Raw genomic sequence first — 13,407 nt, 5'->3', positions numbered from 1 at the left:
TTTTTCTCTTCATCTGCGTCCGATTTACAAAACACTAATTGAGGGAGAAGTGACTACACCAGATCTATTTCTTGATCTCATTTTTTGACGCAACCACAACTCAACTTTATTAATATCCGCGGGATCAACCATGCAAAGCATAGTCACAATCATAACCCATTCGAACAATGGAATACTCATAGTCAGCTCGATTCCTAAATGCAAACCGACTCCTGCAAGCAATACCCAATACTTCAATTCGCGAATCCAAATCAAAGTTCCCAAAGCAAACTCCACGAGCAGAGTACCCCAAGTAAGCATTTTTATTGCAAACATGCTATTGAGAATCGAAAGCTGTATTCGGAAAAACTCATCCAATCGAGTGGCAATGTAAATTGCCGTTCCATCAGCCCAGTAAGTTCCCTTCATTTTAAATAATACTGTCGCAATATATATGAAAGAGAACTGTAACTGCATAAGTCGCAAAGCCCAAGGCCTACGCAGAACTGGCTCTTCAGACGCGCTACCAAGCTTCACCTTAATCCATCGATCTAAAGAATAGGCTTCACCAGCTGGCGAGAACAACATAAAGAAGAGAAAATTTCTCAGAACTAAATCCGCGCTATTCAAAATAAAAATATTTCTCTCATGGAAAGCCACCAACGTCAGGAAGGTCAATACAATCGACGTTCGCGTGAATAGCCCCAAGAACACGCCAATGGCACCCAGTAAGTTTATTACTCCAAACAACCAAGTTGTTCGAGGATCATTAGGAAAATAGAAATAAAGATTGAACACATTCGGTGAGATATAATGCTTCATCGTCTCCCAAGAGACCAAGCCGGAGTCACTATAGAATACGCCAAGGTGACTCCATATCATATACCAATTGAGTAAAAGAATAACACCGATCCCAATCCTCATTAAAGCGACGTTTTGAACCTGAATCGGTTTAAAAAAGAAATCTTGAACTGATTTAGTTATTGTTGCGAGCTTCATACTTCACCTTTGAGTCTGGTTTAAAGTGGAAAACAAGTTCCTCGGAAAATTCCCGCGATAGTTGTCCGTGCGGTACAAAAACCTTTGTTGGTGGTTGAATACGATTTGTATGGCGATAGAAATCCATCCGCTCCAATGATCGATGCTTACCCTCATCCTCCAGGCGAGATACTTCTCGAGCGACATACTTCCCAAGATCAATCCAAACGTCTTCTTTCTCCATGGGAATCAAGTTGTCTTGGGCAAACTTTCTAAAGCGCTCACCACTTACGAGCCTCTCTGCAGTGCCGAGTTGACTGGATCTGGGGAAATTCCACTTCTCCTTGGAGCCATCTGCGAATGTCAATTCAACATCAATATAAGAATTCAAACTTGAAGGATTAGGAGCAAACATACTCCATGCTTGATAAAGCGCGAAAAGCTCCTGATAGGGACGAACCCAGTTGAATATTCTGTTTCCCACAGCGCTTCGATCAGGAAGCGAGCCAAAAACAATCACAATCACATTAGCGACTATGAATGCTGAAATCAGAATATTCTTCAGCCACTTGAACAAAATCGAAAACACGATACACCCCCTATTTGCTTTCTAACAATGAGGGCACTCTATTGGCTGACTATAAGGGGATCAATCCAGACTTCTGTAATTTCAGTTAAGAATGTTACACCTACATTTCCAAAACTTAAGACAGTTGAAATAAAAAAGGGCCGCTCCAAGAGCAGCCCTAAATATTGAATCAACCCTAGGACTATTTTTTCTTTTTCTCTTTAGCTTCTTTCACTTCAATGTTCTTAGCAGTCATTGTGTACTCAATAGTCACTTTCTGCCCAACCTTAACATCGCTTTTCGTCGCTTCGCCTCGGTCCATTTCCCATTTGTCTTTACCTTTTTCGACGATAATTTTGCTATCAGTCACCTCAAGAACAGGGCCGGTCACCTGATATGTCTTTGCCGCAAAACCAAAAGAACTCCACAAAAGAGATGCAAGAACGATCATTATTTTCATAGAAAACTCCTTAACTTGTTTCACTCCGAACTTTTCGGACTCATTTATAGAAACAAACCTTATCCCCATTGTCAGTTATTTATTCTTTGCCAAACCGCACGGATCTTCACTGTCTAAGAACTTAACAGGTGCCGCCCACGGTCTCCACTTCATGACTTATGGAACATTCAGCTCAAATTTAAGGCCTTTCCGACTGGTCTTTCTATGGCACGGCCTTTGTAATTCCCCCGCTCGGATACTGCACTCACACGTTCCAGAGGGTACCATGAAGAACAAGTTCAAAATGTTAAGCATTCTCACCGTGATTTTTTTCAACACTCACGCCTTCGCCGAAGGCTTGGCTGACAAAAAGATAAATGGCGAACGTCTTTATGATCTCTTTAAAAAACAAGGGGTGCCAGAGCAGGCTCTGCAAAGATCCCTTGAGTTTATGGACACCAATGGCGGAAAAACAATCAAAGTAAAAACCAAAGTTCGTCCCAAAGAAGGTGACGCTTACCTCACCGACAGAAGTATCGATATTAAATCGGATTATATCGCTATCATTGATTTCTCAGAGCCTTCAGATTCAAGACGCCTACTTATTCTTGATCTGCAAAAAGGTACAGTTTCCAAGCACTTTGTAGCTCACGGAAAAGGATCTGGCGTTCGTATCGCTACGAAATTCTCCAACCTCGACGGTTCTAAAATGTCATCCTTGGGATTCTACCTAGGTGGATCAACCTACTTCGGCGGCCATGGTGAGTCTTTGAACCTCTATGGTCTCGAAAAATCAAACGACCAAGCTGCAGCTCGTGACATAGTTGTACACGCAGCAAACTACGTCTCTCCAGAGTTTGTTGCAAGCAGTGGTCGCTTAGGACGCAGCTGGGGTTGCCCGGCAGTTGCCCCTGGAATTATCAAAAAAATGATTACACTCTTTAAAGACGGAGGCGTGATCTATGCCTATCAAAAAGACCTCATGAGCAAAATTCAAGATACTCCGACACTCCAGGAAATCCACGATCAACCAGACGAGGCTGACGTAGATCTTCCAAATGAAGAAGAGGATTTCCAAAAGAAATAGTCTTCTTCTGCAGCCTCTCTAAAGCAAAAAACCTTCGTCCTAAAGGCGAAGGTTTTTTTGTTTAAGAGCGCTTGTAATCATCCTGATAGCGGACGATATCATCTTCCCCGAAGTAGGTTCCTAACTGAACCTCCACAAACTCCAGCATATGCTCAGTGTTGTTGCGAATGCGATGCTTCGCTCCCAATGGGATATGAATATGACTCCCCGCTTGGACCGGAATCACCTGATCATTCAGAACAACTTCACCAGATCCCACTGTGATCGTCCAATGTTCTTCACGCTTGGCGTGAGACTGGTAAGAGATCTGCGCATGAGGATTTACACGGATCACTTTGGATTTAAAATTCTCGGTATCCTTCAAGATTTCAAAATAACCCCAAGGACGATATTCGTAGACATGCTCTTTCACGAGCTTGGATTGTTGCTTCGTCAATGCTTCGACAACATGACGAACATCCTGTGAATGACCCTTCTTCACAAGCATCAGGGCATCTTTGGTATCTACAACGATAACGTCGTCAATCCCCACAAATGAGTAATGTTTGTCGTCGTCACCAAAGACAAAGTTATCTTTACCAGAGACATTCAAAACCTCATGACCCTTTTGCAAAGAGGCCACCGCATCCCAAGAGCCCACATCACTCCAGCCAAATTCCGCAGGAATGCATGTCAACTCCCCACCGCTCAAATGCTCCATGATGGCGTAGTCGATGGAAATGCTTTTTACTTTTGTATAAATCTCTTCAAGATTTGAAGAGTCGGCCTTCAATGTCGAAACCAAAGCCCACATTTCAGGTTGGTGTTTTTCAAAAAGACTGGCCATGTGGGAAACCTTGAAAACAAAAATTCCAGCGTTCCAACTAAAGCTTCCGTGCGCCAAAAACTCCTGTGCTTTTTCCAGGGAAGGTTTTTCATGAAACTTCACGACAGAGAATGCCTTCAACGAACCTTTATCTTTAAAACTCGTTGGCTCGGTTTGAATATATCCATAACCAGTTTCTGGATAAGAAGGCTTAATGCCCAACGTGACAACTTTGTTATCTTTTGCAACCGAAGCTGCGAACTCAACAACGTTCAGGAAGACATCTTCTTTTGTAATCAAATGATCGGAAGGAAAAATACCAACAACCTCATCCGCTTTGCCTTGTAGCTTTAGAAGCTGACAAAGAACTGCGATTGCCGGAGCCGTGTTTTTCCCGAAGGGTTCATAAACTACCTGCACCCCAGAGGCTTTATTATCTTTGAGATTCAGCTCCGTCAGAGTCTGCAAGGCTTTCGAAGTGACGATCCAAGGCGATCCCAAGCGCAGGCTTCTTTGCAAAGTAAAGGTCTGCAAAGACTTATCAAAAATGGTGCAAAACTGCTTCGGCATTTGCTGACGCGATACAGGCCACAACCGAGTTCCGCTGCCACCAGATAAAATCACTGGAATCACTTAAAACCTCCGAACTAATCTCGAATAAAGTCTTAATTGATATCATCATCGGCTTCAAGTGCGTATTTTTCATCACAATTTGGCCCATTTAGTCATAGGAACTAAGGCTTGAGAATCATTTCTAAGTAGAGTTAGACCCGGATTTTGGGTATGACTGAGCCATGATCAAGCACACAAAAAAATTCCTGCTTCAGGCTCTAAAAATCGTCTTCTCAGCGGGGATTATCTATTGGCTCGTTTCTTCGGGCAAACTGAACTTCTCTGCCCTGCGTGCCCTGCTTGCTCCTGGCCCCGCGGCAATGGCCCTCAGCCTCGTTGCCCTCAATCTGTTCTTAGCCAGCGAACGTTGGCGAGTTCTGATAAAATCTCAGGGTTTAAAGGCCAAATCTTGGCCAGTATTCAAACTCAGTCTCATCGGTATTTTCTTTAACTTCGCGATGCCAGGAGGCGTGGGTGGCGACGTTATCAAGGGATACTATTTCGCTCGTCAAAATCCAGGCAGCAAAGTGGTCGCCGTCACAAGCATTCTGATGGACCGCGTGATGGGGCTTTTCGCCATGATCCTTATGGCTCTTTTGGTGATGGTCTACGACATGGACCATATCACCCATGTTCCAAGCCTGATGACGCTGTTCTGGTTTATTCTCGCTTTGTTTTTGGGATTTTCAGTGGCTCTTGCGATGGTTTTCTCACAGCAACTTTATAAGAAAAATATTCTTAAAAAAGCCATCAACCTGCTGCCTTTGTCTGAAAAGTTTTTGAAGCTTTATGAAAGCATGCACCTTTACGGAAGGCAGGGTAAACGCATTTTGTGGGTGATCTTGTTGAGCCTGATCACCCAATCCTGCGCGATTCTGTTTCTTTACCTTGTCGGCATTACAGCCGGCTACAACGATATTTCTTTGAAAACTTACTTCTTGGTCGCCCCTCTGGGCTTCATGGCAACGGCCATCCCCATCTCCCCTGCTGGAGTCGGTGTCGGCCAAGCAGCCTTTTATTTCCTATTCAATATTTACAATGGAAAAACATCAGACTTGGGCCCTACCACAATCACAGCCTTCCAAGTCGGAACCTTCCTGGTCAGTCTGCTCGGCGCTTTCTTTTACTTGCGCTTCAAGGGCCACTCCGAAATTTCAGACCTAGAACAAGTCAGCTAACCCGCAAACGCAAAAGGTGCCAGGCACCTTTTGCTTCACTCATTGCGTCGTTTCGAGTAATAGCCGTTTTAGTTTCCGAGCTTTAAGTCTGACAAATTTTTTAGAACATGAAATTGAAATTGCGGATGATTCTTTTGATATTCACGAAGAGTGGCTTCTTCCTTCGCAAATTTTTCCGAATTGAACAGATGCAGATGCTTCACTCCGGCAGAGTGAGCGGCGATCAGATCTGTCGCGCTGTCACCCACCATAAATGAGTCCGCCATCCTGGTGCGAAGTTTATCATGCACCAGCTGGAACATCCCCGCGCGAGGTTTGCGAAGACTTGCAAACAAGCGACCCTCGATCACCGCTTCATTCTCAATGAATGAAGCCCAGACACATTCATCAATCCAACAACCTTGTGCCGCCAATAGCTGCAACATTTGCTGATGAACGCCCTTATACTCAAGCCAAGAAATACGTCCACGTCCCAAGCCCGATTGATTGGTGACCAAAGCCACCCAAAAGCCATCAGCATGCGCCTGATTGATCAACTCCACCGCCCCAGGCATGAGCTCCACTTTCGCAGGATCGTTGTTATAGGGAACATTCCGCACAACCACGTCATCGCGATCCAAGAATAAGCAGGGAGCTTCCTGCGTGCTTAGGTTTTCATGCAGAGGTTTAGCGGATGCGAGATAAGCCTCAACAGCCTTCAAAGAACTGATCCATTGAGATAAAGACGCTTCTTTCCAGGCAAAATCAATCCCCTGAATAGCTGAACCATCGGCCAATAAAATCCGCTGCCCCTGTAAGACAGAGTTCAATGAGGAAATAAACGTTTTTTGAGATTCAAAAAAGAAAATCAAATCTTGAGACTTGGTTTGAAACTTACGCGAAAGTAAATCCTGAACAGATCGAGTGACGACTGGAAGATCGCAATTAGATGAATTCTTAAAGGGTGCTAACCATTGCGACATGTCCGCAGGCACCTGCTCCTTAATAAAGACCAAGGTTCCACCAAGCTGTACTGTATCGGCAATCAATTGTTCCCAAATTTGCATAAGAAAGTATTACGACAAGTCATGTCTTCTGTCTCGTTTTTCGCTTGCCGCCATGCATTTTTGACCTAAACTCAGAGTAGTTCTAGCTGGCTTACGGAGGATTCATGACATTACTTTTAAAGCAGATATTTAATTTTCTTAAACTACTCAATTCCGATACCGAAACAAGCCCCCTTGCATACGGTCTTTCACTCGGATTGATTTTGGGTTTTGCACCATTCTTCTCAATTCAAACCTTCATTGTTCTTTTCATTATCTTTATTTTCCGGGTTCAATTGGGGGCCGCATTCCTTTCTGCTTTCTTCTTTAAATTTGTCGCTTTTCTTTTCGACTATCCAGCCCACCTACTCGGAAAATCTGTCCTGGAGGCCGAGCCACTTCGCCCTCTCTTTGTCAGCCTTTACAACATGCCGATCGTCCCGATGACTCGCTTTAATAACAGCATTGTGATGGGCTCCATGATTGTTTCTCTGGTCCTGTTCCCCTTTGCATTCTACGCATTCAAAGCCTTGATCCTCGCTTACAGAGCCACTGTGGTCGCACGATTCAAAGGAACCAAAGCTTGGAAAGCATTCACGGCAACAAAATTCTATAACTGGTACACGAAGTACGACGAACTTTACGGTTAGGACGACAACAACATGACAACTGAAATCAACTCTCTACCAAAAAAGAAAAAAGGCATCATTCGTTGGGGTGCCATCATTCCCTTCACTATCATTTCTTTGCTCGTTGGACTTTATTTCCACTTCTTCTTTGACGGTCATCTTCGTCGCGGAATGGAATGGGTGGGCTACAAGGCTCTAGGTGCTGAAGTTAATATCGCGGATCTTAAAACCAGCTTTTTCGATGCCAGCATTCGCATCCAAGGGATCGAACTCACTGACGCAGAAAAGCCAACTCACGACTCTATCAAAATTGGCGACGTTCGTTTTTCTATGCTTTGGGACGCTCTTCTTCGCGTGAAGTTCGTCATCAATGAAGCCGCTGTTGAACAAATCGAATTCGGAGTAAAAAGACAATCACCGGGCAAGGTCGCACCACCACCACCCGTCTCCAATGAGCCTGGTGTTCTTTCTACCGAAGGCGGAAAGCTCAAAGCAGATGCACAAAAAGAACTTGAAGCACGTTATGGCGACAACGTTCTGGGTGATGTCATTGGCATGCTCAGCGGAACAGATCCCAATGCGCAACTACAGAAGCTTCAAGAAACTCTTCCCTCAAAGGCCATGATTGAGAAGTTCCAAAAAGATCTTGAGTCCAAACAGCAAACCTGGGACGCCAGACTTAAAAATCTTCCTCAGGGCAAAGACATTCAAGCCTTGGGAGATCGTTTAAATAAAATCCAATACAAGGATTTCAAATCACCTCAAGAGCTCACCAGCGCCCTTCAGCAGTTGGATGCTGTCTACAAAGACGCCGATGGAAAATACAAACAAATCCAAGCGGTGACGGATGACTTGGGCAAAGATTTAAAAGCTCTGCAGACTCAATATCAGGACATTGAGAAGCAAGTGAAGGTAGACATCAAGTCCCTTGAACAGCACTTCAAAATTCCCCAACTGGATGCCAAAGCCCTGACGATGGCTGTCTTCAGTCGTTACCTTGCACCTTACAAAGCAAAGTTCTTCCGCTACAAAGACCTGGCAGAAAAATACCTTCCACCGAAGTTCTTGAAGAAGGGCCAAGACAAAACCGAGGAAGAAGAAGTTGCGATCCAACCGCATCCACGTGAAAAAGGCATTTCATATGAGTTCGGTCGCCCGAATTCCTATCCAATGTTCTGGTTGAAGCGTACAGCCGTCAGCTCTCAAGCGGGCTCATCGCCGAATGCTGGAAACATCAAAGGTGAAATTCTGGACATCACATCAAATCAACGTCTCATTGGCAGACCTACGGTTGCAACTCTTGCTGGAGACTTCCCTGGCATGCAGATTTTTGGTTTCCTTGCAAAACTCTCTTTAGACAACCGCAAGGATGATGCAATCATTAAATACCTCTTGAAGGTTGATTCTTATGCCCTTGAAGGCAAAGAACTGGTGCAGTCTCCTGATGTTCATATTGCCTTCAATAAAGCCACCGGAGCCCTGGGAATTGAAGGAAGCCTTGTCGGATTTAAAGATTTAAATGTCAGCCTCGACAATAAGTTTACAAAGATCGACTACAGCGTTTCCTCTAAAAATGAAATTGCCGATCAAATCTTGAAAGCTGTTTTCGCCGGCATTCCGGTCGTGACGTTGACAGCTCAGGGACAAGGAGTTCTTCCTAAAGTTGATCTTGCCATCAACTCGAATCTTGGACCCGAACTGCAAAAGGGATTTGAAAAACAGATCCAGGCTAAAATTGATGAAGCTCGCAAAAAGATTCAAGCCTACGTAGAGCAAGAAATTGGAAAACAAAAAGCACAAGTTGAAGCCGAGCTCAACAAACTGAAATCGCAATTTGAAGGCGAAATAAAGAAAGCCCAAGTTCAGTTGGATGACCAAAAGAAGCAAGTCGAAAGCAAAGTAAACTCTGCGAAAAAAGATGCGGAAAACCAAGGGAAGAAGCAACTTGAGGAACAGGGCAAGAAAGCCCTCGACGATTTGAAAAAGCAATTTGGTTGGTAAGCAGCCAATCTCTCGAAAGCCGCGGACTTATCAAAGTTCAGATCGGTTCTCCCGCCTTCAAATGGGTGGACTCATTAATAGAATCGCTTCTAAGCCCCGGCACTCTGCTGGGGCTTTTTTTTCCCACGCAAGCCATCGTTGTCATGACAAAGAGTTCCCGCAAAACACGGAGCACGATTGTTAGCTTGTTCCGATTCACCATACAGAGCACAGAACCTTTTGAAAGCCATAAAATAGACTTCCCACCAGGGCACTCCGCCAATTTCATCAATTCAAACTCGCCCTTTGCTCTGTAAAAAAAATCTAACTTTTTTGGAACTTCGCTTTTACAGATAGGATCTTGCAAACTTCCGTCAAACGTCTTTACAGGACGCTGCTTATTAATTCGACACATTCCATAACTTATTGTTTTTATTAACTTATTTACCTCGCATTTGCGTCTCCCCACTATTTTTTCTTGGCCTCATCGTGATAACCTTTTTAAGAGGTACGAATTATGGAAAAGAAGAGTTTCAAAAATTTACTCCTACTAAGTGCTGCGACAACCCTCTGTGCTGCCTGTGCGAAGGTGAGCTTTTCACCTGTAGATGTGACAACAGAGGCGGCTATCACACCCAGCAAAACCGTGACACTCTCTGAGGTGGTTGCTTATGGAAATAAACAGGTCGACTTCCTGGTCGTCTTTGATGACTCCAACTCCATGCTTCCCGATCTTCAAAAACTCGCCGCCAGCCTTGGTTCTTTTGTGACCTCACTAGAATCCAGCGATATAGACTGGCAGATGTGTATGACGACAACCCGCTCACTCATGGTCGGTGGCTCTCCAACTTGGGGAACGTCTTACAATTGGGTGGGCTACACTCCAAAAGCAGGAACTCCCAATAGTCTTCTAAAAAGAGGAACAGCCAACCTTGATGGGATCTTCGTGAACACCGTGAACTCACTTCAGATTGGCGGAGCTGGCTCCGGCGACGAGCGAGGAATCAAAACTGCATACGAACATTTTAAATCCGGTGCATTGAGCAATGTATCTGGCAATGGCTGCTACCGCGCAGGTGCTGCAGTCTCTGTGATCATCGTCTCCAATGAAGATGAACGATCTGTCGGCGGTGATCAATCAAAGGTCAAAGCCACAGATGCAGCTGGAAGCTATCAGCCCCTGGAGGCCGAAGACCTTCCAATCAATTTAGTCTCTCAAGCCCAAAGCAGTTTTGGTGCTGACGTGCGATTTACCTTCAACTCCATCATCGTAAAACCAGGTGATTCAACGTGCGAAGCCAAGCAAGATGCCAGCGGTACTTCACCTAGCCATCCTGGCGCTATCTACGCTCAAGCTTCCAATATGACGGATGGAGGTGTCGGTAGTATTTGTGACGCCAACTTTGCTAGCAGTCTAAATACTTTCAAGGACAAGATCGTAAACTCCATGTCTCATCTGACTTTGCAGTGTGAACCTGATCCCGCAACCGTAAAGGTCGTGATCAACTCACAAGAGTTCACTCAGTTCACTATCGACAAGAACTTGATGAAATTCAAAACACCTTTGATAGAGGGAACAAAGATCGATCTAAAATTTGACTGTAAATAAGCCTGACGATCGAGGCTGCGCATAAAAAGAAAAAAACACCCATGATTGAGGTCTCGCCTATAGAGGAGACCTTGAGCTAACTACCTTCTACTTCTTAATAAGAGAGCGCATATACTCAATAGAGTCGTTCGTGTACCAATTAATAGAGCCCACAAGCTTCTTCGCAAGCTTGTGGTCCGCGCTTAAGACCATTGATTCAGGAAGACGAGCGATATCGAACATTTTCATCTTAGAGCGATCTTGATCATAAACGATCTTTATATGCTCACCATTGAGCTCAGGGAAAGACTTCAGAAAGACTCTGATATCTTCTTCATTGCTGTCGCCAGAGATCGCTATAAGGACGACATCACCTTTAAACTCCTTAACCAGCTTGATCAAAGAAGGAACTTCCTCAACGCAAGGTCCACACCAAGAAGCCCAGAAGTTCAAAATAACAACTTTGCCTTTAAATTGCTCAAGCTCGATGGACTCGCCACTCAAAGTCTTCGCAGAGAAGTTCGGCACCCCGTCCTTTTCCATGGATTCGACCGTAGCCATCGTTGTAGGCGCTTGCTGCACCTTCGGCAAAAAGAAGGTATTGAAGCCCCAGATAGCAAGAGCCCCTAAAATAACGACGATCGCAAAAGCTTTAAGATGTTGTTTCATAAGTTCACCCTATCGCAGGAGCCAAAAATAAAAAAGCCCAAGTTATTAGCTTGGGCTTTCTTAGGAAATCTAATTGATTTCAAAACTATTAAATCAAATTTCAGAAAACTATGCGCGAGATGTTGCTCTTGCTTTTTTCTGGATCTTTTTAACGTTTTTGTTTTTAGCTGCAACTAGTTTAGTAGCAGCTTTTTTCGCTTTAGCAGCAGCTTTATCAGCTTTTGGTTCTGCTTTAGCGCCTTTAGCAGCTTTAGTTTCTTTTACTGCACCTTTAGCTTCGAAGTCATAGTCTACGAACTCAAGGAATGCCATTTCAGCAGTGTCACCAGGACGACGACCGATTTTGATGATACGAGTGTAACCACCAGGACGAGTCGCGAAACGTGGAGCGATATCTTTCATGATCGCGCTAACAACGTCTTTATTTGGGTAACGAGACATCAACAAACGAGTTGTAGACAAGTCACCTTTTTTACCAAGTGTGATCGCTCTTTCAACGTGACGGCGAGTTTCTTTCGCACGGTCAACAGTTGTAGTAATACGGCCATGCTCAACTAGAGAACAAACTAGTCCTCTCAAAAGAGCTTTTCTAGGGCCAGATTTACGATCGAAATGCTTAATTCTTCTTCTGTGTGAACTCATTTTATACTCCGATTAAAACGGGCTGACCGTACAAGGTATCAGCACGATAGAACACTCAAGCTTAATTGCTCAGTGTCGCTTTTTCGAAGCCTTGGGCCTAAACCTAAGACTTCTGGCTTCAGGCATCCCGCCTTAATAGCTCCCCTTTTGAGGGAGCCATCGCCTAATCACCGAACATGGTGATTACTGTTGGCTTTCTCTCTTTTGAGGAGGTTGGCTAGGGTCCCAACCAGCTGGAGGCCAGCCGTCGATTTTCATGCCAAGACCAAGTCCCATCTCACCAAGGATCTCCTTGATTTCGTTAAGTGACTTACGGCCAAAGTTTTTAGTTTTAAGCATCTCTGCTTCAGAACGAACAACCAACTCACCAATGTAGCGGATGTTAGCGTTTTTCAAGCAGTTCGCAGAACGAACAGAAAGCTCAAGATCGTCTACAGAGCGGAACAAATTCTCATTCAAAGAAGGAGAACCCATTTCACGAGACTCTTCAGCTGGCTCCATTGTTTCATCGAAAGTAAGGAAAATCTGAAGTTGTTCTTTCATGATTTTTGATGAAAGAGCTACAGATTCTTCAGGTTTCAAAGAACCGTCAGTCCATACTTCCAAAGTCAATGCATCGTAGTCAGTTCTTTGACCAACGCGTGCATTAGAAACATTGTAGTTTACTTTTCTGATAGGGCTGTAAAGAGCGTCAACGCCAATAAAGCCTACAGGAAGATCAGTTTCTCTGTTCTCAGTCGGAACGTATCCACGGCCGAAGCTTACGATGATCTCAGCTGCGAAGTTACCGTTTGCACCCAAAGTTGCGATATGGTGATCAGGGTTTAGAACCTCGATCTTATCAGAAGTTTGGATATCAGCTGCAGTTACTTTGCCTGGACCTTTTTTATTGATCTTCAAAGTCAAAGCATCAGCAGTGTATTGTTTAAAACGAACTTCCTTAAGGTTCAAGATGATGTCAGTAACATCCTCAAGAACGTCAGGGATCGTTGTAAACTCGTGCAATACGCCTTCGAATTTAACCGCAGTAATCGCAGAACCCATCATAGAACTAAGAAGAATTCTTCTTAGGGAGTTACCAAGAGTAACCCCAAAACCTCTTTCGAGGGGACGGATAATGAACTTTGCGTAGTCATCACGAAGAGAATCACGATCAACCTCGAATCCCTTCGGCTTGATCATCTCTCTCCAAAATTTATAATAATGCTCTTGCATGGATCCCCCGAGA

Annotated in this window: 13 protein-coding genes; 5 read left to right on the top strand and 8 right to left on the bottom strand. The window is 44.3% G+C overall.

Going from position 1 to position 13,407, the window contains the following annotated elements; genetic code table 11:
• Positions 1 to 24: 24 nt before the first annotated feature.
• The 3 genes from NWE73_RS05200 to NWE73_RS05190 form a co-directional block, all read right to left on the bottom strand.
• Entirely contained in the window at positions 25 to 978 is a 954-nt protein-coding gene (locus tag NWE73_RS05200) for an HTTM domain-containing protein (protein ID WP_277577218.1), read from the bottom strand.
• On the bottom strand, positions 956 to 1,546 hold the full coding sequence (locus NWE73_RS05195; RefSeq protein WP_277577217.1) for a hypothetical protein: 591 nt from the start codon (positions 1,544 to 1,546) through the stop codon (positions 956 to 958). The genes NWE73_RS05200 and NWE73_RS05195 overlap by 23 nt, the downstream gene beginning before the upstream one ends.
• Positions 1,547 to 1,727: 181 nt before the next feature.
• Positions 1,728 to 1,985 carry a hypothetical protein gene (locus NWE73_RS05190; protein WP_277577216.1) on the bottom strand — a complete coding sequence of 86 codons (258 nt, stop codon included), beginning with the start codon at positions 1,983 to 1,985 and terminating at the stop codon, positions 1,728 to 1,730.
• A gap of 265 nt (positions 1,986 to 2,250) precedes the next feature.
• Between NWE73_RS05190 and NWE73_RS05185 the strand changes: the two genes are divergently transcribed.
• Positions 2,251 to 3,051, top strand: coding sequence for a murein L,D-transpeptidase catalytic domain family protein (locus NWE73_RS05185; protein WP_277577215.1), 801 nt, complete (start codon positions 2,251 to 2,253; stop codon positions 3,049 to 3,051).
• A gap of 61 nt (positions 3,052 to 3,112) precedes the next feature.
• Here NWE73_RS05185 and NWE73_RS05180 read toward each other — a convergent pair whose 3' ends face one another.
• A complete protein-coding gene (locus NWE73_RS05180; RefSeq protein ID WP_277577214.1) occupies positions 3,113 to 4,489 on the bottom strand; it encodes a mannose-1-phosphate guanylyltransferase/mannose-6-phosphate isomerase in 1,377 nt (458 codons plus the stop codon).
• A 161-nt stretch (positions 4,490 to 4,650) separates the two neighbouring features.
• Here NWE73_RS05180 and NWE73_RS05175 point away from each other — a divergent pair, with 161 nt between their 5' ends.
• Entirely contained in the window at positions 4,651 to 5,646 is a 996-nt protein-coding gene (locus NWE73_RS05175) for a lysylphosphatidylglycerol synthase transmembrane domain-containing protein (RefSeq protein ID WP_277577213.1), read from the top strand.
• A 68-nt stretch (positions 5,647 to 5,714) separates the two neighbouring features.
• Here NWE73_RS05175 and NWE73_RS05170 read toward each other — a convergent pair whose 3' ends face one another.
• The gene (locus NWE73_RS05170) at positions 5,715 to 6,692 is read right to left on the bottom strand and encodes an HAD-IIIA family hydrolase (protein WP_277577212.1); all 978 of its coding nucleotides are present in this window, start codon (positions 6,690 to 6,692) and stop codon (positions 5,715 to 5,717) included.
• A 104-nt stretch (positions 6,693 to 6,796) separates the two neighbouring features.
• On the opposite strand from NWE73_RS05170, the gene NWE73_RS05165 reads away from it, so the two are divergent.
• The 3 genes from NWE73_RS05165 to NWE73_RS05155 all read left to right on the top strand — a co-directional run bounded on the left by NWE73_RS05165 (position 6,797) and on the right by NWE73_RS05155 (position 10,889).
• On the top strand, positions 6,797 to 7,321 hold the full coding sequence (locus NWE73_RS05165) for a TIGR03546 family protein (RefSeq protein ID WP_277577211.1): 525 nt from the start codon (positions 6,797 to 6,799) through the stop codon (positions 7,319 to 7,321).
• A 12-nt stretch (positions 7,322 to 7,333) separates the two neighbouring features.
• The gene (locus NWE73_RS05160) at positions 7,334 to 9,301 is read left to right on the top strand and encodes a TIGR03545 family protein (RefSeq protein ID WP_277577210.1); all 1,968 of its coding nucleotides are present in this window, start codon (positions 7,334 to 7,336) and stop codon (positions 9,299 to 9,301) included.
• Positions 9,302 to 9,797: 496 nt separating this feature from the next.
• Positions 9,798 to 10,889: a hypothetical protein gene (locus NWE73_RS05155; protein ID WP_277577209.1), complete on the top strand. Its 1,092-nt coding sequence runs from the start codon at positions 9,798 to 9,800 to the stop codon at positions 10,887 to 10,889.
• 87 nt (positions 10,890 to 10,976) lie between these two features.
• Here NWE73_RS05155 and NWE73_RS05150 read toward each other — a convergent pair whose 3' ends face one another.
• The 3 genes from NWE73_RS05150 to NWE73_RS05140 all read right to left on the bottom strand — a co-directional run bounded on the left by NWE73_RS05150 (position 10,977) and on the right by NWE73_RS05140 (position 13,394).
• Positions 10,977 to 11,537 carry a TlpA family protein disulfide reductase gene (locus tag NWE73_RS05150; protein WP_277577208.1) on the bottom strand — a complete coding sequence of 187 codons (561 nt, stop codon included), beginning with the start codon at positions 11,535 to 11,537 and terminating at the stop codon, positions 10,977 to 10,979.
• 108 nt (positions 11,538 to 11,645) lie between these two features.
• The gene (gene rplQ, locus NWE73_RS05145) at positions 11,646 to 12,179 is read right to left on the bottom strand and encodes a 50S ribosomal protein L17 (protein ID WP_328517224.1); all 534 of its coding nucleotides are present in this window, start codon (positions 12,177 to 12,179) and stop codon (positions 11,646 to 11,648) included.
• A 183-nt stretch (positions 12,180 to 12,362) separates the two neighbouring features.
• A complete protein-coding gene (locus tag NWE73_RS05140) occupies positions 12,363 to 13,394 on the bottom strand; it encodes a DNA-directed RNA polymerase subunit alpha (protein ID WP_277577207.1) in 1,032 nt (343 codons plus the stop codon).
• Positions 13,395 to 13,407 lie beyond the last annotated feature (13 nt).

This window comes from Bdellovibrio svalbardensis (assembly GCF_029531655.1).
Taxonomy (GTDB): domain Bacteria; phylum Bdellovibrionota; class Bdellovibrionia; order Bdellovibrionales; family Bdellovibrionaceae; genus Bdellovibrio; species Bdellovibrio svalbardensis.
Note: the sequence above shows the minus strand (reverse complement) of the source record. Positions and strands in the feature narration are given on the sequence as shown.